The 20,982-nt window shown below is 68.7% G+C and carries 23 protein-coding genes; 19 read left to right on the forward strand and 4 right to left on the reverse strand.

Annotated features, from left to right (window positions below; all coding sequences use genetic code 11):
* Window positions 1–362 (forward strand): helix-turn-helix domain-containing protein (locus V7053_RS11910; RefSeq protein WP_334172490.1); only part of this gene is annotated, 362 nt, incomplete at its 5' end.
* A gap of 6 nt (window positions 363–368) precedes the next feature.
* Here V7053_RS11910 and V7053_RS11915 read toward each other — a convergent pair.
* Window positions 369–917 (reverse strand): MarR family winged helix-turn-helix transcriptional regulator, encoded by a 549-nt coding sequence (locus V7053_RS11915; RefSeq protein WP_334172491.1) that lies wholly within the window; start codon window positions 915–917, stop codon window positions 369–371.
* 66 nt (window positions 918–983) lie between these two features.
* On the opposite strand from V7053_RS11915, the gene V7053_RS11920 reads away from it, so the two are divergent.
* The 7 genes from V7053_RS11920 (at window position 984) to dapF (ending at window position 7,774) form a co-directional block, all read left to right on the forward strand.
* A complete protein-coding gene (locus tag V7053_RS11920) occupies window positions 984–1,205 on the forward strand; it encodes a DUF3046 domain-containing protein (protein WP_334172492.1) in 222 nt (73 codons plus the stop codon).
* 205 nt (window positions 1,206–1,410) lie between these two features.
* On the forward strand, window positions 1,411–2,457 hold the full coding sequence (recA, locus tag V7053_RS11925) for a recombinase RecA (protein WP_334172493.1): 1,047 nt from the start codon (window positions 1,411–1,413) through the stop codon (window positions 2,455–2,457).
* Between the two features lie 24 nt (window positions 2,458–2,481).
* Window positions 2,482–2,988 carry a regulatory protein RecX gene (locus V7053_RS11930; protein ID WP_334172494.1) on the forward strand — a complete coding sequence of 169 codons (507 nt, stop codon included), beginning with the start codon at window positions 2,482–2,484 and terminating at the stop codon, window positions 2,986–2,988.
* A gap of 55 nt (window positions 2,989–3,043) precedes the next feature.
* Window positions 3,044–4,294, forward strand: a complete 1,251-nt coding sequence (locus V7053_RS11935; RefSeq protein ID WP_334172495.1) for a hypothetical protein — start codon at window positions 3,044–3,046, stop codon at window positions 4,292–4,294.
* 53 nt (window positions 4,295–4,347) lie between these two features.
* Window positions 4,348–5,865, forward strand: coding sequence for a tRNA (N6-isopentenyl adenosine(37)-C2)-methylthiotransferase MiaB (gene miaB / locus V7053_RS11940; RefSeq protein WP_334172496.1), 1,518 nt, complete (start codon window positions 4,348–4,350; stop codon window positions 5,863–5,865).
* Between the two features lie 3 nt (window positions 5,866–5,868).
* A complete protein-coding gene (gene miaA, locus V7053_RS11945; protein WP_334172497.1) occupies window positions 5,869–6,819 on the forward strand; it encodes a tRNA (adenosine(37)-N6)-dimethylallyltransferase MiaA in 951 nt (316 codons plus the stop codon).
* A 4-nt stretch (window positions 6,820–6,823) separates the two neighbouring features.
* Complete coding sequence (gene dapF / locus V7053_RS11950; RefSeq protein WP_334172498.1) at window positions 6,824–7,774, forward strand: diaminopimelate epimerase; 951 nt, start codon at window positions 6,824–6,826, stop codon at window positions 7,772–7,774.
* On the opposite strand, the gene V7053_RS11955 is transcribed toward dapF, so the two are convergent.
* The gene (locus tag V7053_RS11955; protein WP_334172499.1) at window positions 7,771–8,436 is read right to left on the reverse strand and encodes a class I SAM-dependent methyltransferase; all 666 of its coding nucleotides are present in this window, start codon (window positions 8,434–8,436) and stop codon (window positions 7,771–7,773) included. The genes dapF and V7053_RS11955 overlap by 4 nt on opposite strands.
* 186 nt (window positions 8,437–8,622) lie before the next feature.
* Between V7053_RS11955 and hflX the strand changes: the two genes are divergently transcribed.
* Both hflX and V7053_RS11965 read left to right on the forward strand, forming a co-directional pair.
* The gene (gene hflX, locus V7053_RS11960) at window positions 8,623–10,224 is read left to right on the forward strand and encodes a GTPase HflX (protein WP_334172500.1); all 1,602 of its coding nucleotides are present in this window, start codon (window positions 8,623–8,625) and stop codon (window positions 10,222–10,224) included.
* Window positions 10,217–12,250, forward strand: coding sequence for an ATP-dependent DNA helicase (locus V7053_RS11965; RefSeq protein WP_334172501.1), 2,034 nt, complete (start codon window positions 10,217–10,219; stop codon window positions 12,248–12,250). Before hflX ends, V7053_RS11965 begins: the two co-directional genes overlap by 8 nt.
* Before the next feature lie 35 nt (window positions 12,251–12,285).
* Here V7053_RS11965 and lexA read toward each other — a convergent pair whose 3' ends face one another.
* A complete protein-coding gene (lexA, locus tag V7053_RS11970) occupies window positions 12,286–12,993 on the reverse strand; it encodes a transcriptional repressor LexA (protein WP_334172502.1) in 708 nt (235 codons plus the stop codon).
* Between the two features lie 179 nt (window positions 12,994–13,172).
* Between lexA and V7053_RS11975 the strand changes: the two genes are divergently transcribed.
* The 8 genes from V7053_RS11975 (at window position 13,173) to V7053_RS12010 (ending at window position 19,461) form a co-directional block, all read left to right on the forward strand.
* Window positions 13,173–13,550: a LysM peptidoglycan-binding domain-containing protein gene (locus V7053_RS11975; protein WP_334172503.1), complete on the forward strand. Its 378-nt coding sequence runs from the start codon at window positions 13,173–13,175 to the stop codon at window positions 13,548–13,550.
* A gap of 70 nt (window positions 13,551–13,620) precedes the next feature.
* Complete coding sequence (locus V7053_RS11980; protein WP_334172504.1) at window positions 13,621–14,766, forward strand: histidinol-phosphate transaminase; 1,146 nt, start codon at window positions 13,621–13,623, stop codon at window positions 14,764–14,766.
* Window positions 14,767–14,877: 111 nt separating this feature from the next.
* The gene (gene hisB / locus V7053_RS11985; protein WP_334172505.1) at window positions 14,878–15,510 is read left to right on the forward strand and encodes an imidazoleglycerol-phosphate dehydratase HisB; all 633 of its coding nucleotides are present in this window, start codon (window positions 14,878–14,880) and stop codon (window positions 15,508–15,510) included.
* A gap of 35 nt (window positions 15,511–15,545) precedes the next feature.
* The gene (gene hisH / locus V7053_RS11990) at window positions 15,546–16,277 is read left to right on the forward strand and encodes an imidazole glycerol phosphate synthase subunit HisH (RefSeq protein ID WP_334172511.1); all 732 of its coding nucleotides are present in this window, start codon (window positions 15,546–15,548) and stop codon (window positions 16,275–16,277) included.
* Complete coding sequence (locus V7053_RS11995) at window positions 16,278–16,433, forward strand: hypothetical protein (protein WP_334172506.1); 156 nt, start codon at window positions 16,278–16,280, stop codon at window positions 16,431–16,433. It abuts the gene before it with no gap.
* Between the two features lie 38 nt (window positions 16,434–16,471).
* Window positions 16,472–17,212 carry a bifunctional 1-(5-phosphoribosyl)-5-((5-phosphoribosylamino)methylideneamino)imidazole-4-carboxamide isomerase/phosphoribosylanthranilate isomerase PriA gene (priA, locus tag V7053_RS12000; protein ID WP_334172507.1) on the forward strand — a complete coding sequence of 247 codons (741 nt, stop codon included), beginning with the start codon at window positions 16,472–16,474 and terminating at the stop codon, window positions 17,210–17,212.
* A 1-nt stretch (window position 17,213) separates the two neighbouring features.
* Entirely contained in the window at window positions 17,214–18,083 is an 870-nt protein-coding gene (locus tag V7053_RS12005; protein WP_334172508.1) for an SseB family protein, read from the forward strand.
* A 52-nt stretch (window positions 18,084–18,135) separates the two neighbouring features.
* A complete protein-coding gene (locus V7053_RS12010; RefSeq protein ID WP_334172509.1) occupies window positions 18,136–19,461 on the forward strand; it encodes an MFS transporter in 1,326 nt (441 codons plus the stop codon).
* A 22-nt stretch (window positions 19,462–19,483) separates the two neighbouring features.
* Here V7053_RS12010 and V7053_RS12015 read toward each other — a convergent pair whose 3' ends face one another.
* Entirely contained in the window at window positions 19,484–19,843 is a 360-nt protein-coding gene (locus tag V7053_RS12015) for a DUF1844 domain-containing protein (protein ID WP_334172512.1), read from the reverse strand.
* 337 nt (window positions 19,844–20,180) lie between these two features.
* On the opposite strand from V7053_RS12015, the gene infC reads away from it, so the two are divergent.
* The coding region (gene infC, locus V7053_RS12020) for a translation initiation factor IF-3 (protein WP_334172510.1) at window positions 20,181–20,982 on the forward strand (802 nt) is incomplete at its 3' end.

Consider the following 20,982-nt stretch of genomic DNA (forward strand, 5'->3'; position numbering starts at 1 on the left):
TCGCCCCTGAAGAGAAGAAGGAGCGCAAGATGGTTGTTCTGCGTCATGAGATTGGGGACGTCCTGCGTGACGTCCGCCAGCGTCAGGGCCGTACGCTCCGTGAAGTCTCCCACAACGCCCGGGTTTCGCTTGGATATCTGAGCGAGGTCGAGCGGGGCCAGAAGGAAGCGTCCTCCGAGCTCCTGTCATCGATTTGCTCGGCGTTGGACGTTCCGCTCTCGGCCATGCTCCGTGAAGTGAGTGACCGCGTTGCCGTCGCCGAAGGTGTCTCCGTGCCGGACACTGTGCCGCAGGAGTTCTCCCAGCGCTACGGACGCGACCTGTCCGAGGAACTCGGCATCGAGCTCAGCGGATCGCACTAGTCTTCGTTACTCGAAAGAGTCGTCGTCAGGAGGGGCCGGGCTTGCGCCCGGCCCCTCCTGCGCATGTTTGAGGGCCTCGGACCTTCGACGCCCTGCCGTCGCGAGGGCGTCGTTGACCCGCGAGAAGTAGCCGGCGAGGCTCGACAGGTCGGCGAGGTCCCAGGAGCCGAGTGCGTCGCGGAAGAAGGAGAGGCGGCGGCGCTTCAGCTCCTCGACTTCCGCTAGGCCAGAGGGACTCAAGGTCACTCTCTGCGCACGGCGGTCGTCGGGATCGTCCTCCTTGACCACGAGGCCAAGCTGTTCGAGGAGCGCAATCTGCCGGCTCACTGAGGGCTTGCCGATGCCGATGAGGGCGGCGAGCTCCGTGACGCGGAGTGGACCCTCCCGAAGCAGGATCATGAGCAGGCCGTATGCGCCGGGCTCAACTTCGGGATGCAGGGAGCGCGAGATCGCGTGCGAGACTGCCCGGGAGCGGCGCCAGAAGAGGCTCAGCTGCTGTTCGATGGACTCGAACGCGGCGTCGAACTCTTCTGGTTTCTGGCTCGGGGTGGGCATGAGCCCATCATAGGTGGGCAGGTGCAGTGGCATCTGGGCGGAAGATATCGATGGGAGAATGAGACGATGCGTCACAGCGACTTCTGGCGTCTCATGGAGGACGAGTTCGGCGCAGGCTACGCGCGGGTCCTCGCGTCCACGCTGGTGCTGACATCGGTGGGGGGCCGCACGGCAGTGGAGGCTCTCAGGGCGGGACAGAACCCGCGCACCGTATGGCTCGCCGTGTGCGATATGCAGGACGTCCCGTCCGAACGACGTCTCGGCAAGGACAGGCCGCTCAAAGACTGATCAGGCCCTGGGGATCTCAACACCTCACGCAACACGCCGATGCGCCTATTCGAAGGTGTGTTCGGGTGGGCGTATCCTCGTTGACGAGGAGATTCACGGGTTTCCGCCGGGTTATCCACATACGGCAGCGCGCTGCGCTCGAGTGTCGGTGGCCCTCGGTAGCGTGGCGAATGGATTGAACGACAACCCCGACCGGAGGTGGACCATGGCGGCAGCGCCAGATCGCGAAAAGGCCCTTGAGGCAGCTCTCGCTCAGATCGACAAGCAGTTTGGCAAGGGCTCGATCATGAGGCTCGGCGACGACACGCGCGCGCCGATCGAGGTCATTCCGACCGGTTCGATCGCGCTCGACGTCGCTCTCGGTATCGGCGGCCTCCCGCGCGGGCGCGTGGTCGAAATCTACGGCCCGGAGTCGTCCGGTAAGACCACCGTGGCCCTCCACGCGGTCGCCAATGCCCAGCGCAACGGCGGCATCGCGGCATTCATCGACGCCGAGCACGCGCTCGACCCCGAATACGCCGCGAAGCTGGGGGTCGACACGGACGCCCTCCTCGTCTCGCAGCCGGACACGGGCGAGCAGGCCCTCGAGATCATGGACATGCTGGTCGGTTCGGGCTCGCTCGACATCATCGTGATCGACTCGGTCGCGGCCCTTGTGCCCCGCGCGGAAATCGAGGGCGAGATGGGCGACAGCCACGTCGGCCTCCAGGCCCGGCTCATGAGCCAAGCGCTCCGCAAGGTGACGGGACGCCTGAACCAGACCAAGACGACGGCCATCTTCATCAACCAGCTGCGCGAGAAGATCGGCGTGTTCTTCGGATCCCCCGAGACCACGACCGGCGGCAAGGCGCTCAAGTTCTACGCCTCGGTCCGCATCGACGTGCGCCGCGTCCAGACCCTCAAGGAGGGTGCGGATTCGGTTGGCAACCGGACGAAGGCCAAGATCGTCAAGAACAAGATGGCGCCGCCCTTCAAGCAGGCAGAGTTCGACATCATCTACGGCCAGGGGATTTCGCGCGAGGGCGGAATCATCGACATGGGCGTCGAGCACGGGATCATCAAGAAGTCCGGATCGTGGTTCACGTACGACGGCGATCAACTCGGCCAGGGCATGGAGAACTCCCGGCGGTTCCTTCGGGATAACCCGGAGCTGGCGGACGAGCTCGAGCGGCTCATCAAGGAGAAGCTCGGGGTCGGAGTCAGCAAGCCCGCTGAGGAGCAGCCGCGGCTCAAGGCTGTCGACGGCGAGTAGCCGTTGGGAGCTGACACGAGCGGAGTGGAGCCGGAGGGGGAGCGCGAGGCAGATCCCGAGGCGGTCGCCCGGGCGATCCTCCTCCGACAACTCACGAGCGGCCCGAGGAGCAGGCACCAGCTCGCAGTGAAGCTGCGAGAGCGTCGCGTTCCAGAGGACGTGGCGGAGGCGGTGCTCGACCGGTTTGAGGATGTTGGCCTCATCGATGACGCGGATTTCGCCGAGATGTGGGTCCGGAGTCGGTTCGCGGCCAAGGGCTTGTCGAAATCGGCCCTTCGCCGCGAACTCGTCTCGAAGGGCGTGGACGGTGGAGTAGCCGAAGAGGCACTCTCGGAACTCAGCGATGACGAGGAGATGGGCGCAGCCCGAGAGCTCGTCCAGCGTAGGATGCGCCCTTTTCCCCCTGACGATCCGGCGGCAAGGGAGCGTGAACTGCGGCGGCTCGTGGGCATGCTTGCACGCAAAGGGCACCCTCCGGGGAGGGCGTTCCGGGTGGCCGCTGAGATCCTCGACACTGGGAATACGCAGTGAATCGGGCGTGGTGCGTGGACTGAACCGTTGCAGAGCCCCAATACTCTGAGGCAGTATGCGACGTCAAACAGCCTCCCGACTGCGCCAGTCAGCCCTTGCGGCCACGGTCAGCGCCTTCCTGGCGCTGACCTTGGCTGCGCCCTCCGCAGTCGCTGACGATGGGCCGCCTACGGGCTTCCCGACGTGGGCGGACGTGCAGGCAGCCAAGGCCAATGTCGCCGCAGCCCAGGCCGAGGTGGACAAGATCAACGGACTCCTCTCCTCGGTGCAGGCGAGCGCCGCGGACGCCTCCGCGAAGGCTGTAGCGGCCGGTGCCGCTTATGCGAAGGCCGACTTGGCGGTGAAGAACCAGCAGAAGATCGTGGATGCTCTTCAGCAGGTCACTCAGCAGCGCATCAAGGAACGGGACGCGAGCAAGCAAGCGGCCGGGCGCATCGCGGCGGCTGCCTACACCGGCGGTTCGCCGTCGGGGGCGCTCGATGCGTTCTCGGTGATCGGACAGCCCGACGGCCTCGACCGGCTGGGCACGTTGCAGATCCTCGGAAACCAAGCGGCCAAGGCGGTCGCGGACTATCAGAGCGCCGCGAACAACGCGGCTCAGGCGCAGGCCCAGTCGAGTGCCGCCGAGGATGCGCTGGCGAAGCTTTCGGACGCCGCTCAGCAGGCCTTCGCGGCCGCGCAGACGGCCCAGAAGCATGCCGAGGACGTCGTCTCACAGACTCAGCAGCAGCAGAGCACCATGACGGCGCAGCTGGCCGACCTCAAGGGAACTTCGACGTCCGTCGAGCAGAAGTACGAGCAGGGCCAGCAGGCCCTCGCCGCCTACGAGGCGGCGCAGGAGGCCAAGCGGAAGGCCGCGGAGGAGGCGGCCGCCCAGCAGGCTGCCCTGCTCCAGCAGCAGCAGCAGGCCGCGGCCGCCGCTGCTGCGGCCGCCCAGGTTCAGGTGCAGGTCCAGTCCACTCCGACCGTCATGACCCCCGGGGTTGGATCAGTGGCGGATGACCCGGCGGGAGCGCAGGCCTACGCATCCTCCCAGATCGGCGGATACGGTTGGGACGGCTCTCAGTTCCAATGCCTCCTGCAGCTGTGGACGCGCGAATCGAGCTGGATGACCGACGCGACGAATCCCTCGAGCGGTGCGTACGGGGTGGCGCAGGCGCTGCCTCCGTCGAAGTACGATTCGGCGGGAGCGGATTGGCTCACGAACTACCGCACTCAGATCAATTGGGGTCTCGGCTACATTCAAGACCGCTACGGGAGCCCGTGCAGCGCGTGGGCACACGAGGTTTCGATCGGCTGGTACTGATCGCCGCCGGTACTGATCCTCGGCCTGGTGCCAGCGACCGGTACCCTTGATGGGTGAGTTCCACGATCGACGAGAGCGGCCCGCGCAGCTACGAAGTGCGCACTTTCGGCTGCCAGATGAACGTCCACGACTCTGAGCGCATGTCGGGGCTTCTCGAAGCCGCTGGATACGTGCGTGCCGAGGAGGGGACAGAGCCTGACGTCGTCGTGTTCAACACGTGCGCGGTGCGGGAGAACGCGGACAACCGCCTCTACGGCAACCTGGGCCAGCTCCGGCCGGTGAAGGATCGGCACCCGGGGATGCAGATCGCCGTCGGCGGCTGCCTCGCCCAGAAGGACAGGGACACCATCCTCGAGAAGGCGCCGTGGGTGGACGCCGTCTTCGGAACCCACAATGTCGGCGCGCTGCCGGCCTTGCTGGAGCGCTCACGACACAACAACGAGGCTCAGCTCGAGATCCTTGAGTCCCTCGAAGTCTTCCCGTCGACCCTGCCGACGAGGCGCGACTCGGTCTACAGCGGCTGGGTGTCCATCTCGGTGGGCTGCAACAACACCTGCACGTTCTGCATCGTTCCGAGCCTGCGCGGCAAGGAGCGGGATCGGCGCCCGGGCGAGATCCTCGCCGAAATCCAGACGCTCGTGGACGACGGCGCGATCGAGGTGACGCTGCTGGGGCAGAACGTGAACTCATACGGTGTCGAGTTCGGCGACCGGCTCGCGTTCGGCAAACTCCTCCGCGCGTGCGGCGAGATCCGAGGACTCGAGCGGGTGCGCTTCACGAGCCCGCACCCGGCTGCCTTCACCGACGACGTGATCGACGCGATGGCCGAGACGCCCAACGTCATGCCGCAGTTGCACATGCCGCTTCAGTCCGGCTCGGACCGCCTGCTCCGGGCGATGCGGCGGTCCTACCGCTCGTCGAAGTTCCTCGGCATCCTCGACCGCGTCCGCGACCGGATCCCGGACGCGGCGATCACGACGGACATCATCGTCGGATTCCCGGGAGAGACCGAGGAGGACTTCCAAGCGACCCTCGACGTCGTCGAACGCTCGCGCTTCTCGAGCGCCTTCACGTTCCAGTATTCGAAGCGTCCCGGCACGCCGGCCGCCGAGATGGCGGACCAGCTGCCCAAGGCCGTCGTCCAGGAGCGCTACGAGCGGCTCATCGCCCTCCAGGAGCGCATCTCGGAGGAGGAGAACGCGCGTCAGGTCGGCCGTGAGGTCGAGCTGCTCGTGACCGCCCAGAGCGGCCGCAAGGCAGGGGAGACCCACCGGCTCTCGGGCCGCGCCCAGGACTACCGGCTCGTCCACTTCAGCGTTCCCGCGGGGGCCGAGGAGCCGCGGCCCGGCGATCTCGTGTCCCTGACGGTTACGGACGCTGCCCCGCATCACCTCATCGCGGACCCGCGGACCGATCAGTATGCCGTGCGGCGCTCCCGTGCGGGGGACGCGTGGGACCGTGCGCAAGCTGAGTCCTGCGGCGTCCCGGCGTCGGGGACGGGGGCGGCGACGGCGGGTGCTCGCGGCTCGGTAAGCCTCGGGATGCCGTCGCTTCCCGTCCGCGCGGGCTGACCGGTGGACCGGCATCGAGGGCTTCCCGAGGCTCCTGGGCCGGTGATCGCCGTCGTCGGCCCCACCGGAACGGGCAAGTCGGACCTTGCGGTCGAGCTGGCCCTTGCCCTGAACGGCGAGGTCGTGAATACCGACTCGATGCAGTTCTACCGCGGCATGGACATCGGGACGGCAAAGCTCACCGTCGAGGATCGTCGAGGTGTGCCCCACCATCTTCTCGACATTCTGGACGTGCGCGACGAGGCGAGCGTCTCGGCGTTCCAGAGCGCGGCGCGGGCAGCAATCCAGGGCATCCACTCGAGGGGACGCAGGGCAATCCTCGCGGGCGGTTCGGGTCTGTATGTGCGCGCCGCGACCGATGTCCTGGAGTTCCCCGGCACCGACCCTGCGGTTCGCGCCCGGCTTGAGGCCGAGGCAGAGGCCGGCGGCATCGGGACGCTCGCGAGGCGCCTCGCGGACATCGACCCCGCGTCGGCGGCTCGGCTCAAGGACGCGCGGCGGATCATCCGGGCTCTCGAGGTCCACGAGGTGACTGGGCGGCCGTTCAGTTCGTACATGCCGCACAGGGAGTACGCGCAGCCGACGGTGCAGATCGGTCTCGACGTGGACCGGCCGGCGCTGCACGCCCGGCTTGCCGAGCGCGTCCACCGGATGGTCGCAGCGGGACTGGTGGAGGAGGTGCGGAGGCTCGACGCGCAGGGTCTCCGGGAGGGGCGCACCGCCTCGCGCGCCCTCGGCTATGCGCAGTTCCTCCGCGTGCTCGACGGCGCGTCCACGGTGGGCGAGGCCGCCGAGGCGACCATCGTCGCGACGCGCCAGTTCGCCCGGCGTCAGGCAACGTGGTTCCGCGCTGACCCTCGGGTCCGATGGCTCGATGCCCGCCGCCCGGACCTCGTGCACGCCGCGCTGGCCGTCCTCCGAGGGCAGGTTCCCGAAACGCCCTCGGTATCCTAGACCCATGACCGCAGCCCCTGATTCCCTGGCCCGCGCCGCGCGCCCGCTCGCCGGGCTTGCCGGCCTCCCGTTCGCGAAGGGCCACGGAACGGGAAACGACTTCGTCCTCGTCGCCGATCCGGACGGACTTCATGACGTGAGCGCTGGGCAGGCCGCCGCACTCTGCGACCGCCATCTCGGCATCGGGGGAGACGGCCTGATCCGCGCCGTCCGTTCCGAGCACCTCCCCGAAGGCCGGGAGATCCTCGGGGAGGAACCAGAAGCCGTCTGGTTCATGGACTACCGCAACGCCGACGGCTCGGTCTCGGAGATGTGCGGCAACGGGGTGCGCGTCTTCGTCGCGTTCCTCCTCGACCAGGGACTCGTCGAACTCGAGCCCGGCGAGGTTCTTCCCGTGGGCACCCGCGCTGGCGTCAAGCGCGTCGAGCGTCGCGACGGCGGCTTCGCAGTTGACATGGGCCCGTGGGAGTTCATCCACCCGGCCCAAGCCGAAGCGGACGCGGGGGACTCGCTGGTCACCGCGGACGGCTTGGACGTGTCGCGCCCCGCGCTGAGCGTGAGCATGGGCAACCCGCACACCGTCGTTGCCCTGGCCGAGGACGCGGAGCTGGACCGGCTCCGGCTCTTCGCCGCGCCGAAGGTCGAGCCGGTTCCGCCGCACGGAACGAACGTCGAGTTCGTAGTGCCCGCGGAGCCGCTGGTGCGTGAGGGGATCGGAAGCATCGCCATGCGCGTGCATGAGCGCGGCGTGGGGGAGACGCAGTCCTGCGGGACCGGTGCCTGCGCCGCGGCGGTCGCGATCCGCCACTGGGCGGGCGCGGGCGCGCCGAACCGGTGGGACGTCCGCGTTCCCGGGGGCATGGTCCAGATAGCGTTCGTGACGGCGTCCGAGGGCGGCGAGCACGTGGAGCTCAGCGGCCCAGCCGTGATCGTCGCGCACGGCACCCTCGGCTAGCTGCCGGTCTGAAGGAAGCCTCCGGCGTCGCGCCTCCGCTCTTCCCGCCCCTCCGTTCTTCGGGTGACCCGCAGGATGCGGAAGCCCTTCGACGTCGCTTCCCGGCCGACGTCGTACGCCTCGCCGAGCGAGTCCGCAAGCCAACGAAGGAGCGAATCGGCACCGAGATTCTTCTGCACGACGAGCCATGCCTCGCCGCCCTCCTCGAGCCGGGGCAGCCACTGCAGGAGGAGTTCGTGGAGCGACTCCTTGCCGATCCGGATGGGCGGGTTGGACCAGATCGTGGAGAAGCGGACGTCGGCAGGGACGTCCTCCGGACGGCTTGCGTGGACGTTGCCGAGCCCGAGCCGGCCCGCGTTGGCCGCGGTGAGGGAGAGGCTGCGCTCGTTGACGTCGACGGCGTGCACCGTCGCTTCGGGGGAGCGGAGCGCCATCGTGAGAGCGATCGGACCCCAACCGCAGCCGATGTCGAGGAGATGGCCCGCGGGTGCAGGGTCGGGGACTTCCGTGAGCAGCACGGCCGTGCCCTTGTCCACCCCGTCCGGGCTGAAGATGCCCGCCGACGTCTCGAGGGCCCTTTCGGCTCCTTCGAGGACGACGGCGAGGGGTCGCCGCACGTCGGGCACGTCCGGCTGAGCGTTGAAATAGTGGGCGGGTTCCATGATCTAGTAGAATAGATCCATGCGCCTGTTCAAGTAGCCACCTCTTCCCGCTGGCCAATGCCCCGCCGTCGACCGCTGTCCGGCCGGGCTCAACAGGAACCCACTTTTTGGAGGCGCATCGTGCGTGACCTCTCTTCTGTCACCCCTGAGAACTATTCTGGAAAGGACTTCCCTACGAAGGAGAACATGACCAACCACGACGCCGCGTCCGAGCCGCAGCCCCAGGATCTGAGTGCGCAGGACATCCAGGCCGTGATCGACCGGATCCTCGCCAAGGAGGAGGCTGCGACCGCCAAGGGCGCGGGGCATCGAGCGGAGGACGACGGCGACGGCGCCCCGTCCGCTCGGCGCGGGGGGCTCACGAGCGGCAAGGCGCTCGCCCTCTCCGAACGCGACGACGAGCACAGCGAGTACGACGGCGAACAGCGAGACCTCGAAGAGCGCAGGGCGCTGCGCCGAACGGCCGGTCTGTCGACCGAGCTCGAGGACGTCACCGAAGTCGAGTACCGGCAGTTGCGCCTCGAGCGCGTCGTGCTCGCCGGCCTCTGGAGCGAGGGGACGTTGGAAGACGCCGAGAACTCCCTCCAGGAGCTCGCGGCCCTCGCCGAGACCGCGGGCTCGGAAGTGCTCGATGGCATCGTCCAGCGGCGGCTCAAGCCGGACGCGGGGACGTTCCTCGGGTCGGGCAAGGCCCAGGAGCTCAAGGACATCGTCTACGCGACCGGCGCTGACACCGTGATCGTCGACTCGGAGCTCTCGCCCTCTCAGCGACGCGGACTCGAGGACATCGTCAAGGTCAAGGTCATCGACCGCACGGCGCTTATCCTCGACATCTTCGCGCAGCACGCGAAGAGTCGCGAGGGCAAGGCGCAGGTCGAACTCGCGCAGCTCGAGTACCTCCTCCCGCGCCTCCGCGGGTGGGGCGAGTCGATGTCCCGACAGGCCGGTGGACGGGTGGGCGCCGCGGGCGGCGGCATCGGCTCGCGTGGTCCCGGTGAGACGAAGATCGAGCTGGATCGGCGCCGTATTCGCACCCGCATGTCCAAGCTGCGGCGGGAGATCGCCGGGATGAAGCCAGCCCGAGAGACGAAGCGGGCAAATCGCAAGCGGAACGAGGTTCCCTCGGTCGCGATCGCCGGCTACACGAATGCGGGAAAGTCCTCGCTGCTCAACCGGCTCACCGACGCCGGCGTACTCGTCGAGAACGCGCTGTTCGCGACCCTCGACCCCACGGTGCGCCGGGCCGAGACTCCGGACGGCCTGCCGTACACCCTCTCGGACACGGTCGGATTCGTCAGGTCCCTGCCCACGCAGCTCGTGGAGGCGTTCCGCTCGACGCTCGAGGAGGTCGCCGATGCGGATCTGATCCTCCACGTGGTCGACGCCTCGCACCCCGACCCGGAGGGTCAGATCGCGGCGGTGCGAGAGGTCTTCTCCGAGGTGGACGCTCGCAAGATCCCCGAGATCATCGTCCTCAACAAGGCAGACGCCGCGGATCCCTTCGTCCTCGAACGCCTTCGCCAGCACGAGCCGCGCAACGTCGTGGTCTCGGCCCGCACCGGACTCGGAATCGAGGAGCTCAAGCAGGCGATCAGCGCTGCGATCCCGCGGCCCGACGTCGTGCTCACGCTCCTCATCCCGTACAGCCGGGGCGACCTTCTCAGCAAGCTCCACGAGAGCAGCTCTGAGATTCGCTCACTCGAGCACACCGCGGACGGCACCGTCGCGCGCGTGGTCGTGCGGGAAGAGTTCGCGGCGGAGCTGGAGCCATTCGTCGTCAATGACTGAGGTGAGGGTGAGCGCGGCCGAGGAGACCGCCGTGCGGCTGCTCGATGTGGCAGTTGCCGCGATGGGCGGCCAACAGCGCGACGGGCAGCACGAGATGGCGCGCCACGTGGCGCGTTCGATCGACGAGGGCAGGCACCTCCTCGTCCAGGCGGGGACGGGCACGGGGAAATCGCTCGCCTATCTCGTGCCGCTCATCGCGCACGCGCAGAACGGGGGCCGGCCGGCTGTCGTTGCCACGGCCACGCTGGCCCTCCAGGCCCAGATCGTGGGGCGCGATCTCCCGCGCCTCCTCGCGGCGATCACGCCTGAGCTCGACCATCCCGTCGACGTCGCTCTCATCAAGGGGCGCTCGAACTACCTCTGCAAGCACAAGCTCTCTGGCGGATTCCCCTCGGACGAGGGCGGCGAAGGGACGCTCTTCGCCCTCGGCGAGGACACCGGCGTCGCACATCCCGGCGTATCCGGCCCGACCACCCAGCTCGGCCGCGAGATCAAACGGCTCCGGGAGTGGGCGGAAGAGACCGAGACGGGAGACCGCGACGACCTTCTCCCGGGGGTCACGGACCGGGCGTGGCGGCAGGTCTCGGTCACAGCGCTCGAGTGCCTCGGCGCCCAGCGGTGCCCCCTCGCCGCCGAATGCTTCAGCGAGCTCGCCCGGCAGCGGGGTGCCGAGGCGGACATCGTCGTGACAAACCACGCGATGCTCGCGATCAACGCGTTCGAGGGGCTCAACGTCCTGCCGGAGCACGACGTCGTCGTCGTCGACGAGGCCCACGAGCTCCAGGACAGAGTCACGGGTGCGGTGAGCGGGCAGCTGTCCACGGCGATGGCAACGGCCGCGGCGTCGAGCCTTCGGCGCCACTGCGGGCTCTCGGTCGAGGCGCTGCAGTCGGCGGCTGCGCAGCTTGAGCTCGCGCTGGCGGATGTGCCCACGGGGCTACTGGCCCGGGGGCTCACGGAAGAGCTCGCGCAGGCCCTGGTGCTTCTCCGCGACGCAAGCCGCGCCGCCGTCTCGGACTCCAAGCCGGGGGATGGGCAGTCGGCTGACGGCGGGAGGCAGGTCGCCCGGTCACGGATCAGCGCGGTACTCGAATGCTGCGAGCGGATGCTCGACGCTGAGGCGCAGGGCGAGGTCGTATGGGTCTCGCGCACCGGGACGTTCGACCCCGCGTCCGGCTACTCGGGGCCCGCCGAGGACGCGCCCGCGACACTGTGCATCGCGCCGCTCAACGTCGGAGGAAAGCTGCGGGACGGGCTCTTCGCAGATCACACCGTGGTGCTCACGTCCGCGACCCTCGCGATCGGGGCCGCGTTCGAGCCGACCGCGGGAGGCCTGGGCCTGCTTGGCTCCGGTGCCCCGACATGGACCGGCGTGGACGTCGGATCGCCCTTCGACTATCCCCGTCAGGGCATCCTGTACGTCGCGCGTCATCTGCCCAAGCCGGGCAGGGGGGTCTCCTCGGAGGCCATCGACGAGCTCGAGACGCTCATCCGTGCCTCGTCGGGCGGGGCCCTGTGCCTCTTCTCGTCGCGCCGCGCGGCCGAGGATGCCGCGGACGAGCTGCGCGGGCGGCTTGACGTTCCGATCCTCTGCCAAGGCGAGTCCTCGATGAGTGCGCTCGTCCGTCAGTTCGCCGACGAGCCGAACACCTGTCTCTTCGGGACGATGTCCCTCTGGCAGGGAGTCGACGTGCCAGGCCCTTCGTGCCGGCTCGTCGTCATCGACCGGATCCCGTTCCCCCGCCCGGACGACCCGCTCGCGACAGCGCGTTCCCGGGCCGTCGCGCAGGCGGGCGGAAACGGCTTCATGAGTGTCTCTGCCTCGCACGCGGCCGTGCGGCTGGCCCAGGGCGCCGGAAGGCTCATCCGCTCGACCGAGGACCGAGGCGTGGTGGCGGTTCTCGACTCGCGGCTCGCGACCGAGCGCTACGGAGCGTTCCTCCGTTCGGCACTTCCTCCCCTGTGGGGAACGACGGACCGCGGGGTCGTGCTCAAGGCGCTCGAGCGACTCGCGGCAGCGGGTTGAGTTAGTCCGCCACGCCCCTCCCAGATCAGAGGTCTTCAGACCGAGCGGAGCACCGACACGACCCGACCCATGATGGTGGCGTGGTCGCCGAGGATGGGCTCGTAGCGGGTGTTCTGGGGGAGCAGCCACGTATGGCCATCGCGCTGCCGGAACGTCTTGACTGTGGCCTCGTCATCGAGCAGCGCGGCCACAATGTCCCCGTTCTCCGCGGTGTTCTGGCGCCGCACGACCACCCAGTCGCCGTCGCAGATCGCCGCGTCGATCATCGAGTCTCCACGGACCCGCAGCATGAACAGCTCTCCGTAGCCCACGAGCTGCCGGGGGAGCGGCATGACGTCTTCCACAACCTGGTCGGCGAGGATCGGGCCGCCCGCGGCGATGCGCCCGACGAGCGGAACCATCGCGGTGTCCGCAGCGCTCGCCATGTCGTCCAAGGGAATGCCGCCGACGCCGAGAACCGGCGCCGTGCGCTCGGCTTCCATCGTGAGGGGGCCCTCGTCGAGGCTCAGCGGCATGAGGACTTCCATGGCGCGCGGCCGCTTCGGGTCGCGGCGGAGGTACCCCAGCTTCTCGAGCTGGGCGAGCTGATGGGTCACACTCGAGAGGCTCGCGAGGCCGACCGTGTCACCGATCTCGCGCATCGACGGCGGGTACCCCTTGGTCTGGACCGAGCGCTGGATCGTCTCGAGGATCTTCCGCTGGCGCACCGTGAGTCCCTTCGCGGCTCTGGCCACTCCTGCCATGCGTGCCCTCTTTCTTATTTTGTCGGTACCCGTCTGGATGCTGGTTCCACCGTAGGGGACACGGCGGCACCTTTCAAACATGTGTTCTAGCGAGTCTGGACATCGTTCGATGAGAAGTGCTAAAAGTGTTCTGAATGGTTCGAAGACATGTTCGAAGGCATTCCTGAGGAGGAAGAACCGTGGCACACGCATTCGCAGTTCCGTTCGCCGGGGCACAGGCTCGACCGAGGGGTGCCCAGGCACACACCGCCCGCCTGCGGCTCACGCGGCGCGGCCGGCTCGTGCTGATCGCCCTGCCGGTATTCCTCGCGTCGATGGTCCTGCTCGCGTTCATCACCGGGCTCATTGCGCCGGCACATGCTGGCGATGCGGCGCCTTCGGTGACCCACACGAGGCAAGTGACGCTCCAGGAGGGGCAATCGCTCTGGACTGTTGCAGCTGAGTACGCTCCGGACCGCGACCCGCGCGTCGTCATCGGGGAGATCGTGGAGCTCAACAACCTCGACTCGACCAAGGTGCTTCCCGGGCAGCAGATACAGGTGCCGACCGCCGGCTGAGCCTTTCGCGTTGGCGGCCGGCCGAGTCACGAATACGGACCCGCCAACAGCGCGGGCGTAGGCTGGACCGGTGAACGAGCAGACTGTCAAGCCCACCTCTCCCGAGGAGCGCCTAGCGCGGCTCCCCTTGCGCGAGGATCTGCGGGGTCAGCACCCTTACGGGGCGCCGCAGCTGGACGTCCCGATCATGCTCAACGTCAACGAGAACACGTACGGAGTGCCCGAGGACGTCAGGGATGCCATCACTGACGCGGTGCGCGAGGCGGTTTCCACTCTCAACCGATACCCCGACCGTGAGTTCACGGAACTGCGCGAGGCGCTCGCGGAGTATCTGGGCCACGGTTTGAGCGCCGACCAGCTGTGGGCGGCCAACGGCTCGAATGAAGTACTCCAGCAGTTGCTCCAGGCGTTCGGCGGACCGGGTCGCTCGGCGCTCGGCTTCCCCCCGACGTATTCGATGTACCCGCTGCTGGCCGCGGGCACGGGGACGGAATACGTGAAGGGCGTTCGCGACGCCGATTATGGGCTGAGCGCCGAATCGGCTGCGCGACAGGTCCGGGATCTCGCGCCCAACATCGTCTTCCTGTGCTCGCCGAACAACCCGACCGGAACTGCACTCGGACTCGATGTCGTCGAAGCGGTGTACGACGCCGGCGAGGCAAGCCAGGCCATCGTGATCGTCGACGAGGCGTATGCGGAGTTCGCCCAACTCGGGACCGAGAGCGCGCTCACGCTGCTCCCGGGACGTCCTCGACTTGTCGTGAGCCGCACGATGAGCAAGGCGTTCGCCCTCGCAGGCGCCCGTCTCGGGTATCTGGCCGCGGCGCCCGAAGTGACGGACGCACTCCGCCTCGTCCGGCTCCCGTACCACCTGTCTGCGGTTACCCAGGCGACCGCCCTGGCCGCGCTGCGGCACCGCGCGTCCCTCATGTCCGAAGTCGAGGCCATCAAGCACCAGCGCGACCGGATCGTCAAGGAACTCAAGCGGCTTGGGCTGAGGCCCGCAGCCTCCGACTCGAACTTCGTGTTCTTCACTGGCCTCGCCGATGCCCAGCGGATCTGGCGAGGGCTGCTCGAAGTCGGCGTGCTGGTCCGCGATGTCGGCATCCCCGGGAGCCTGCGGGTAACGGCTGGGACGGAGTCCGAAACCTCGGCCTTCCTCTCGCGGCTCGGGGAGCTCCTCGCCGAGGAGCGGGCTGAGGGACCAGCACGCTGAGAGCCGCGTCCTCGAGGACCCGGTCGCCGAAAGGGTCTGCGGGCCTGTCGGCGGCTCCCGCCTAGAATGGACGAGTCCCCCGCATTCGCTTCCAGTGAAGGACGTTCACCCATGACCACCGAGCTGCAGGCCGCGCGTCGCACTTCGCGAACGGCGCGGATGGAGCGCACGACCTCCGAGTCGTCCGTCTTCGTCGAGATCAACCTCGACGGCACGGGCCGCTCGGACATCTCGAGCAGCGTCCCGTTCTACGACCACATGCTCACGGCGCTGTCGAAGCACTCGCTCATTGATCTCACCGTCAAGGCGACCGGGGACACGCACATCGACGTCCACCACACGGTCGAGGACATCGCGATCACCTTCGGCGAGGTGCTCAAGGAGGCGCTCGGTTCGAAGGCTGGAATCCGCCGGTTCGGTGAGGCGACGATTCCGCTCGACGAGGCGCTCGCCAACGCCGTAGTGGACGTCTCGGGACGCCCGTATCTCGTCCACTCCGGTGAGCCGGCGGGGCAGGAGTACCACCTCATCGGGGGGCACTTCACGGGCTCCCTGACGCGCCACGTCTTCGAGGCGATCACGCTGCATGCCGGCATCTGCCTGCACATGACCGTACTGGCAGGCCGGGACCCCCACCACATCGTCGAGGCGCAGTTCAAGGCGTTCGCCCGTGCACTTCGCGCTGCCGTCGAGCCTGATCCGCGCATCGGGGAGGCGATTCCGTCGACGAAGGGTGCCCTGTGAACGAAGGAGGGAGCGGCGTCGCCAATGGCGTCGTCGTGGATGCCCGCAACCACGGCGGTCCCGCGCCTCATCCCGAGGGGCTGCCGACCGTCGTCGTCCTCGACTACGGCTCCGGCAACGTGCGCTCGGCCGTGCGCGCGCTCGAACGCGCGGGTGCAGCCGTGACCCTCAGCTCAAAGCCAGAGGACGCCCTCAACGCGGACGGGCTCGTCGTGCCGGGGGTCGGCGCGTTCGCGACGGTCATGGACGAGCTCAAGGCCGTGGACGGTCTGCGGATCATCGGCCGGCGGGTGGCCGGCGGCCGCCCTGTTCTTGCCATCTGCGTCGGACTCCAGATCATGTTCGAGCGAGGGGTCGAGCACGGCGTCGAGTCAGAGGGACTCGGCGAATGGCCCGGCACTGTGGAGCTGCTGCCTGCAGCCGTCGTCCCGCACATGGGGTGGAACACGGTGCGCGTTCCCGAGGGCTCGAGGCTCTTCGAAGGCGTCGAGGAAGAGCGGTTCTACTTCGTGCACTCTTACGGCGTGCAGGACTGGAAGTTCGATGCGAGCCATCCCGGCATGGCGGCACCGCTCGTGACCTGGTCGGAACACGGCGCCCCGTTCGTCGCCGCCGTCGAGAATGGGCCCCTCTGCGCCACGCAGTTCCACCCCGAGAAGTCGGGCGACGCCGGCGCCAGGCTGTTGCGGAACTGGGTCGCCTCCCTCCGGCCCAAGAACGCGCCTGCTCAGGCCGAGGCGTCCGCGAGCGACGGCGGTCGCGTCTAGATGTGGTCGGTCCTCCTGTTCGGCCTCGCCGGGATCCTCATCGGCGGCGTGGTGTCCTTCCGCCGTCAGGGAATGGCCAACTGGGTCTGGATCTCGTTCGGCGTTCTGGCCGCTGCGTCCCTTGTTGCCGCCTACCTGTTCACCCAATCGGCCTGAGGGCCGCCCCATCCGCCCCATCACCAAGGAGATCCTCCATGACCGCTGGCGAGTCCATCCTCGAGCTGCTGCCCGCCGTCGACGTCGCTGACGGCCAGGCTGTGCGCCTCGTGCAGGGCGAGGCCGGGAGCGAGACGAGCTACGGAGCGCCTCTCGACGCAGCCCTCGCGTGGCAGAACGACGGCGCCGAGTGGGTGCATCTCGTCGACCTCGACGCGGCCTTCGGGCGCGGCAGCAACCGTGAGCTGCTCGCCGACGTCGTGCGCCAGCTCACGGTGAAGGTCGAGCTTTCGGGCGGCATCCGGGACGACGAGTCGCTCGACGCTGCACTCGGTCTCGGCGCGGCGCGGGTCAATCTCGGAACGGCCGCGCTCGAGGATCCGGCGTGGACAGCCCGCGCTATCGAGCGCTACGGCGACAAGATCGCCGTCGGCCTCGACGTCCGCGGCACGACGCTCGCGGCGCGCGGCTGGACGAAGGAAGGCGGGGACCTCTGGGAGGTGCTCGCGCGCCTCGAGGACGCCGGGTGCTCGCGGTACGTCGTCACCGACGTCACGAAGGACGGAACGCTGCGCGGGCCCAACGTCGGCCTCCTGCGCGAGATGTGCGAGCGGACCGACAAGCCCGTCGTGGCCTCGGGCGGCATCTCGAGCCTCGACGACCTCCGGGCGCTCCGTGAGCTGGTCCCCCTCGGAGTCGAGGGCGCGATCGTCGGCAAGGCGCTCTACGCCGGCAAGTTCACCCTGCCAGAGGCGCTCGACGTAGCCGGCCGGCGCTGAGATGGGGGCCGAGGACCACCGGGCGCGGCATCTCCCCGGGCACATCGCGGCAGCGCTGGCCCGCGCCGGCGAGGGTACGGACTCGGCCGGGCAGCCGTGGGCGGGCCGCGATCTCGCGGGCGACGGCAATCCGCTGCACCGCTTCGACGCTGACGACGGCGCAGCGGATCCCGGCGTCGAGGCCGCCCTCGCTGCCCTCGCCTCGGGCGGCACGGAGGAAGCGGTGCACGTCGCGCTCGCGACGGCGCGGGTCTTCGTTCCCGTTGTCGCGACCCTCGCGGAGGGGGGCCTCGGCGCCCACGGATTCGCGGAGGACAAAGAGGCGGACATGGCGCTGGTGACCCTCAGCGCTCCGGACGGCCGGAAGGCGCTCCCGGTGTTCACATCGGTCGAGCGGCTCGAGGCGTGGCATGCGGAGGCGCGTCCGGTCGCGGTCTTCGCTCCTCGGGCCGCGCTCTCAGCCGTCTCGGAAGGCGCCGAGCTGCTCGTGCTCGACCCCGGCGCTGAGACGACGTTCGTGCTGCGGCGCCCGGCCGTCTGGGCCTTGGCCCAGCAGCAGGCCTGGACGCCGTCCTACCGGGACGAGGCGCTCGTGGACGTCGTCGGAACCGCGATCGAGGGCATCAGCCAGATTCGGGGCGTCCGCCTCGAGCCGGGCAAGGGTGTCGTGAGCAGGGACCGCTCCGGAAGGATCCTGAACGGCGGTGGGACGGGCCCGGAGCTTCGGATCGTGCTCGAGATCCTGCCCGGGTTGTCTGCCGAGGCCGTGCGTGGCATCGTGGCAGAGCTGAACGGCCGACTCGCCGGCAGCGAGCGCTTCGCGGACGCCGTGGACTCGATCGAGGTCTCCCTCCGGGCTGCGCAGGACTGATCCGCACCGCCCACCGGCGAATGCGGTGGCGGCGCGGATAGAAGGGGGACTCATGGACTTCGCCCTGTACGGGCAACTGTGGCGGCGGCGCCCGGTGCGGAAGCTGTTGCTCGTCGCGATGGTTGCGCGGCTCCCGCACTCGGCAGCAGGTGTCCTGCTGACCCTCCATGTGGTGCAGACCCTCGGCCTCGGGTATGGCGCTGCTGGCGCCGTCGCAGCGCTGTTGACCATCGGCATCGCGGTCGGAGCCCCGTGGCGTGGGCGTCGCGTCGACACCGCCGGACTGCGGGTGGCACTCATCCCGTCGATCGTGGCGGAGGCCGTCGTCTGGTCCATCGCGCCGCACCTCAGCTATCCGGGGCTCCTCGGCGCTGCCCTCGTCGGCGGCGTGTTCGCCCTGCCGATCTTCTCGGTGGTGCGGCAGTCCCTCGGCATCATGACGACTCAGCCGCAGCGACGGACCGCCTTCGCGCTCGATTCCATCTGCACCGAAGTCACCTTCATGGTAGGACCGGCCCTCGCGGCGCTGGTCGGCGTGCAGCTCTCCACCACCGTGGGGGTGACGGCGGTCGGCGTGTCCGCAGCCCTCGCGGGTCTCGCGCTGGTCTGGTTCAACCCGCCCACGCGCTCGGGGCAGCCTGGCGCCGTGGCCGACGACGGCGGGGCGGCCTGCGAGAGCGATGTCGCCGCGGGGGTCGAATCGGCCGAGAGCGCCGCGCCGGCCGAGGTCGCGGCGGGTCAGGCGGACGGTGCCTCGGGCCTCAGGCGCCTCATGGGACGCGCCCGCGGCGGGTTCGGGTGGTTCACCATCGGCGTCGTCGTCGTCCTCGTCGTCGCGGCGGGCGCCGGCATCGTGCTTTCGGGGACCGACGTCGGGATCGTCGCCGTCCTCCGCGGACGGGGGCAAGGGGAGCAACTCGGCGTGGTGTTCTTTGCCTGGTGCCTCGCGTCGCTCATCGGCGGCCTCGTCTACGGAGCGATGACGCGCAAGGTCCACCCACTCGTGCTTCTCCTGCTCATGGCTGCGCTCACCATCCCGATGGGCTACGCGAGCGACGTGTGGAGCCTCGCCCTGCTCTCGTTGCCGGCAGGATTCCTCTGCGCACCGACACTCTCCGCGGCCTCCGAAGCCGTGGCCTCGCTCGTCGACGAGGCGCGACGCGGAGAGGCCATGGGCTGGTACGGCTCGGCCCTCACCGCGGGGACCGCGCTCGGTTCGCCGTTCACCGGAATCATGATCGACACGGCCGGACCGTGGGCAGGCTTCGTGGGGATCGGGTTCGTCGGTGTCGTGCTGTGCGCGGCTGGCCTTCTGGCGCAGAGCATGCGACGGCGCCGGCGCGCTGGAGTCGGCCGGTCACCTGACGCTGTCAGCTGACACTGCGTCAGTTGACACTGCGTCAGTTGACCGGTCCGGTGTACTTCTCGCCGGGGCCCTGGCCGGGAGCGTCCTGGATGATCGATGACTCTCGGAATGCGAGCTGGAGGGAGCGCAGGCCGTCACGGAGCGGCGCTGCGTGCTGGGACCCGATCTCCGGCGCAGCGGCAGTCACGAGTCCGGCGAGTGCGGTGATGAGCTTGCGTGCCTCGTCGAGGTCCTTGAGCTCCTCGCCTTCATCGGCCAGACCCACCTTGACGGCAGCCGCGCTCATGAGGTGCACGGCCGTGGTCGTGATGACCTCGACGGCGGGAACTTCCGCGATGTCCCGGAGTTCAGTGCCTGCGCCCGTGTTCGTGCCCGCGCCCGTGTCTGTGCTCATGCCGTGGTCGTCAGTGTGGTCAGTGCTCATGCTGCTAAGCTTGGCATAGACCGACTGGATGTCGTTATTCAGGCGTTTTTTGCCTGTATACTTGATTGACAGTTTGCAAGCGGAGATCTCTCCCACCCGCGTCGGCGTGCAGATCGCTCAGAAGCCGACTCCTTCAGGAGTCACTTCCCAGGATCGCATTGCTGCCGGGTACTCAGGTTGGCTGGCGCGGCTTCCGCCGCTGCCGGACATGGCGTCCACGGTGACGTTCACCTTCCGAGGCCTCCGATTGCACCGGCAATCGGGGGCCTTCCTCGTTGTCGGGGTTGTCCTGGACTACTTGAGGAGCTTGAACATTAGCGATCCACGCATCAATGAGCGAATCCGCGTCCCTGAGGTACGCCTCGTGGGGCCTGCTGGCGAGCAGGTCGGCATCGTGCGTATCGAGGACGCGCTGCGTCTGGCGGCGGAGTCAGACCTTGATCTCGTTGAGGTAGCACCCCAGGCGAAACCGCCGGTGTGCAAGCTGATGGACTTCGGCAAGTACAAGTACGAGGCCGCGGTCAAGGCTCGCGAGGCGCGCAAGAACCAGACGAACACGGTTCTGAAGGAGATTCGCTTCCGGCTCAAGATCGACACCCACGACTACGAGACGAAGAAGGGCCACGCGCTCCGCTTCCTCGGGGCCGGGGACAAGGTCAAGGCAATGATCCAGTTCCGGGGCCGCGAGCAGCAGCGTCCGGAGATGGGCATCCGCCTCCTCCAGCGCTTTGCGGAGGACGTCGCCGAGGTCGGCACGATCGAGTCGGCGCCACGCATCGACGGCCGCAACATGGTCATGGTGATCGGCCCGCTCAAGAACAAGGCCGAGGCGAAGGCCGAGGCCCGGAGGGTCGCACAGCGTGCCGCCGACAAGGCCAAGGCCGAGGCAGCGAAGAACGCGACCGTGACCGCGGACGAGGCACCGTTGACGCAGTCTTTGGGGGACGCGCTTCCCGAGGCCCTGCGACGGGCTGCGGCACAAGCAGAGGAGCAGGCACCCGAGACTGCTGAGGCACAGGCATTCGAGGAGACTCCTCCGGCGACGGAGAAGGTCGAAGAGCCAGCTCCGGCAGCTGAAGAGCCAGCTCCGGCAGCTGAAGAGCCAGCTC

This window comes from Sinomonas sp. (assembly GCF_036848755.1).
Classification (GTDB): Bacteria; Actinomycetota; Actinomycetes; order Actinomycetales; family Micrococcaceae; genus Sinomonas.

What these genes read in the sequence shown, in the direction of transcription:
- V7053_RS11915 (WP_334172491.1), bottom strand. Translation starts at nt 917, where the DNA reads ATGCCCACCCCGAGCCAGAAACCAGAAGAGTTCGACGCCGCGTTCGAG.
- V7053_RS11920 (WP_334172492.1), top strand. Translation starts at nt 984, where the DNA reads ATGCGTCACAGCGACTTCTGGCGTCTCATGGAGGACGAGTTCGGCGCA.
- recA (WP_334172493.1), top strand. Translation starts at nt 1,411, where the DNA reads ATGGCGGCAGCGCCAGATCGCGAAAAGGCCCTTGAGGCAGCTCTCGCT.
- V7053_RS11935 (WP_334172495.1), top strand. Translation starts at nt 3,044, where the DNA reads ATGCGACGTCAAACAGCCTCCCGACTGCGCCAGTCAGCCCTTGCGGCC.
- dapF (WP_334172498.1), top strand. Translation starts at nt 6,824, where the DNA reads ATGACCGCAGCCCCTGATTCCCTGGCCCGCGCCGCGCGCCCGCTCGCC.
- V7053_RS11955 (WP_334172499.1), bottom strand. Translation starts at nt 8,436, where the DNA reads ATGGAACCCGCCCACTATTTCAACGCTCAGCCGGACGTGCCCGACGTG.
- hflX (WP_334172500.1), top strand. Translation starts at nt 8,623, where the DNA reads ATGACCAACCACGACGCCGCGTCCGAGCCGCAGCCCCAGGATCTGAGT.
- V7053_RS11965 (WP_334172501.1), top strand. Translation starts at nt 10,217, where the DNA reads ATGACTGAGGTGAGGGTGAGCGCGGCCGAGGAGACCGCCGTGCGGCTG.
- lexA (WP_334172502.1), bottom strand. Translation starts at nt 12,993, where the DNA reads ATGGCAGGAGTGGCCAGAGCCGCGAAGGGACTCACGGTGCGCCAGCGG.
- hisB (WP_334172505.1), top strand. Translation starts at nt 14,878, where the DNA reads ATGACCACCGAGCTGCAGGCCGCGCGTCGCACTTCGCGAACGGCGCGG.
- V7053_RS11995 (WP_334172506.1), top strand. Translation starts at nt 16,278, where the DNA reads ATGTGGTCGGTCCTCCTGTTCGGCCTCGCCGGGATCCTCATCGGCGGC.
- priA (WP_334172507.1), top strand. Translation starts at nt 16,472, where the DNA reads ATGACCGCTGGCGAGTCCATCCTCGAGCTGCTGCCCGCCGTCGACGTC.
- V7053_RS12005 (WP_334172508.1), top strand. Translation starts at nt 17,214, where the DNA reads ATGGGGGCCGAGGACCACCGGGCGCGGCATCTCCCCGGGCACATCGCG.
- V7053_RS12010 (WP_334172509.1), top strand. Translation starts at nt 18,136, where the DNA reads ATGGACTTCGCCCTGTACGGGCAACTGTGGCGGCGGCGCCCGGTGCGG.
- V7053_RS12015 (WP_334172512.1), bottom strand. Translation starts at nt 19,843, where the DNA reads ATGAGCACAGACACGGGCGCGGGCACGAACACGGGCGCAGGCACTGAA.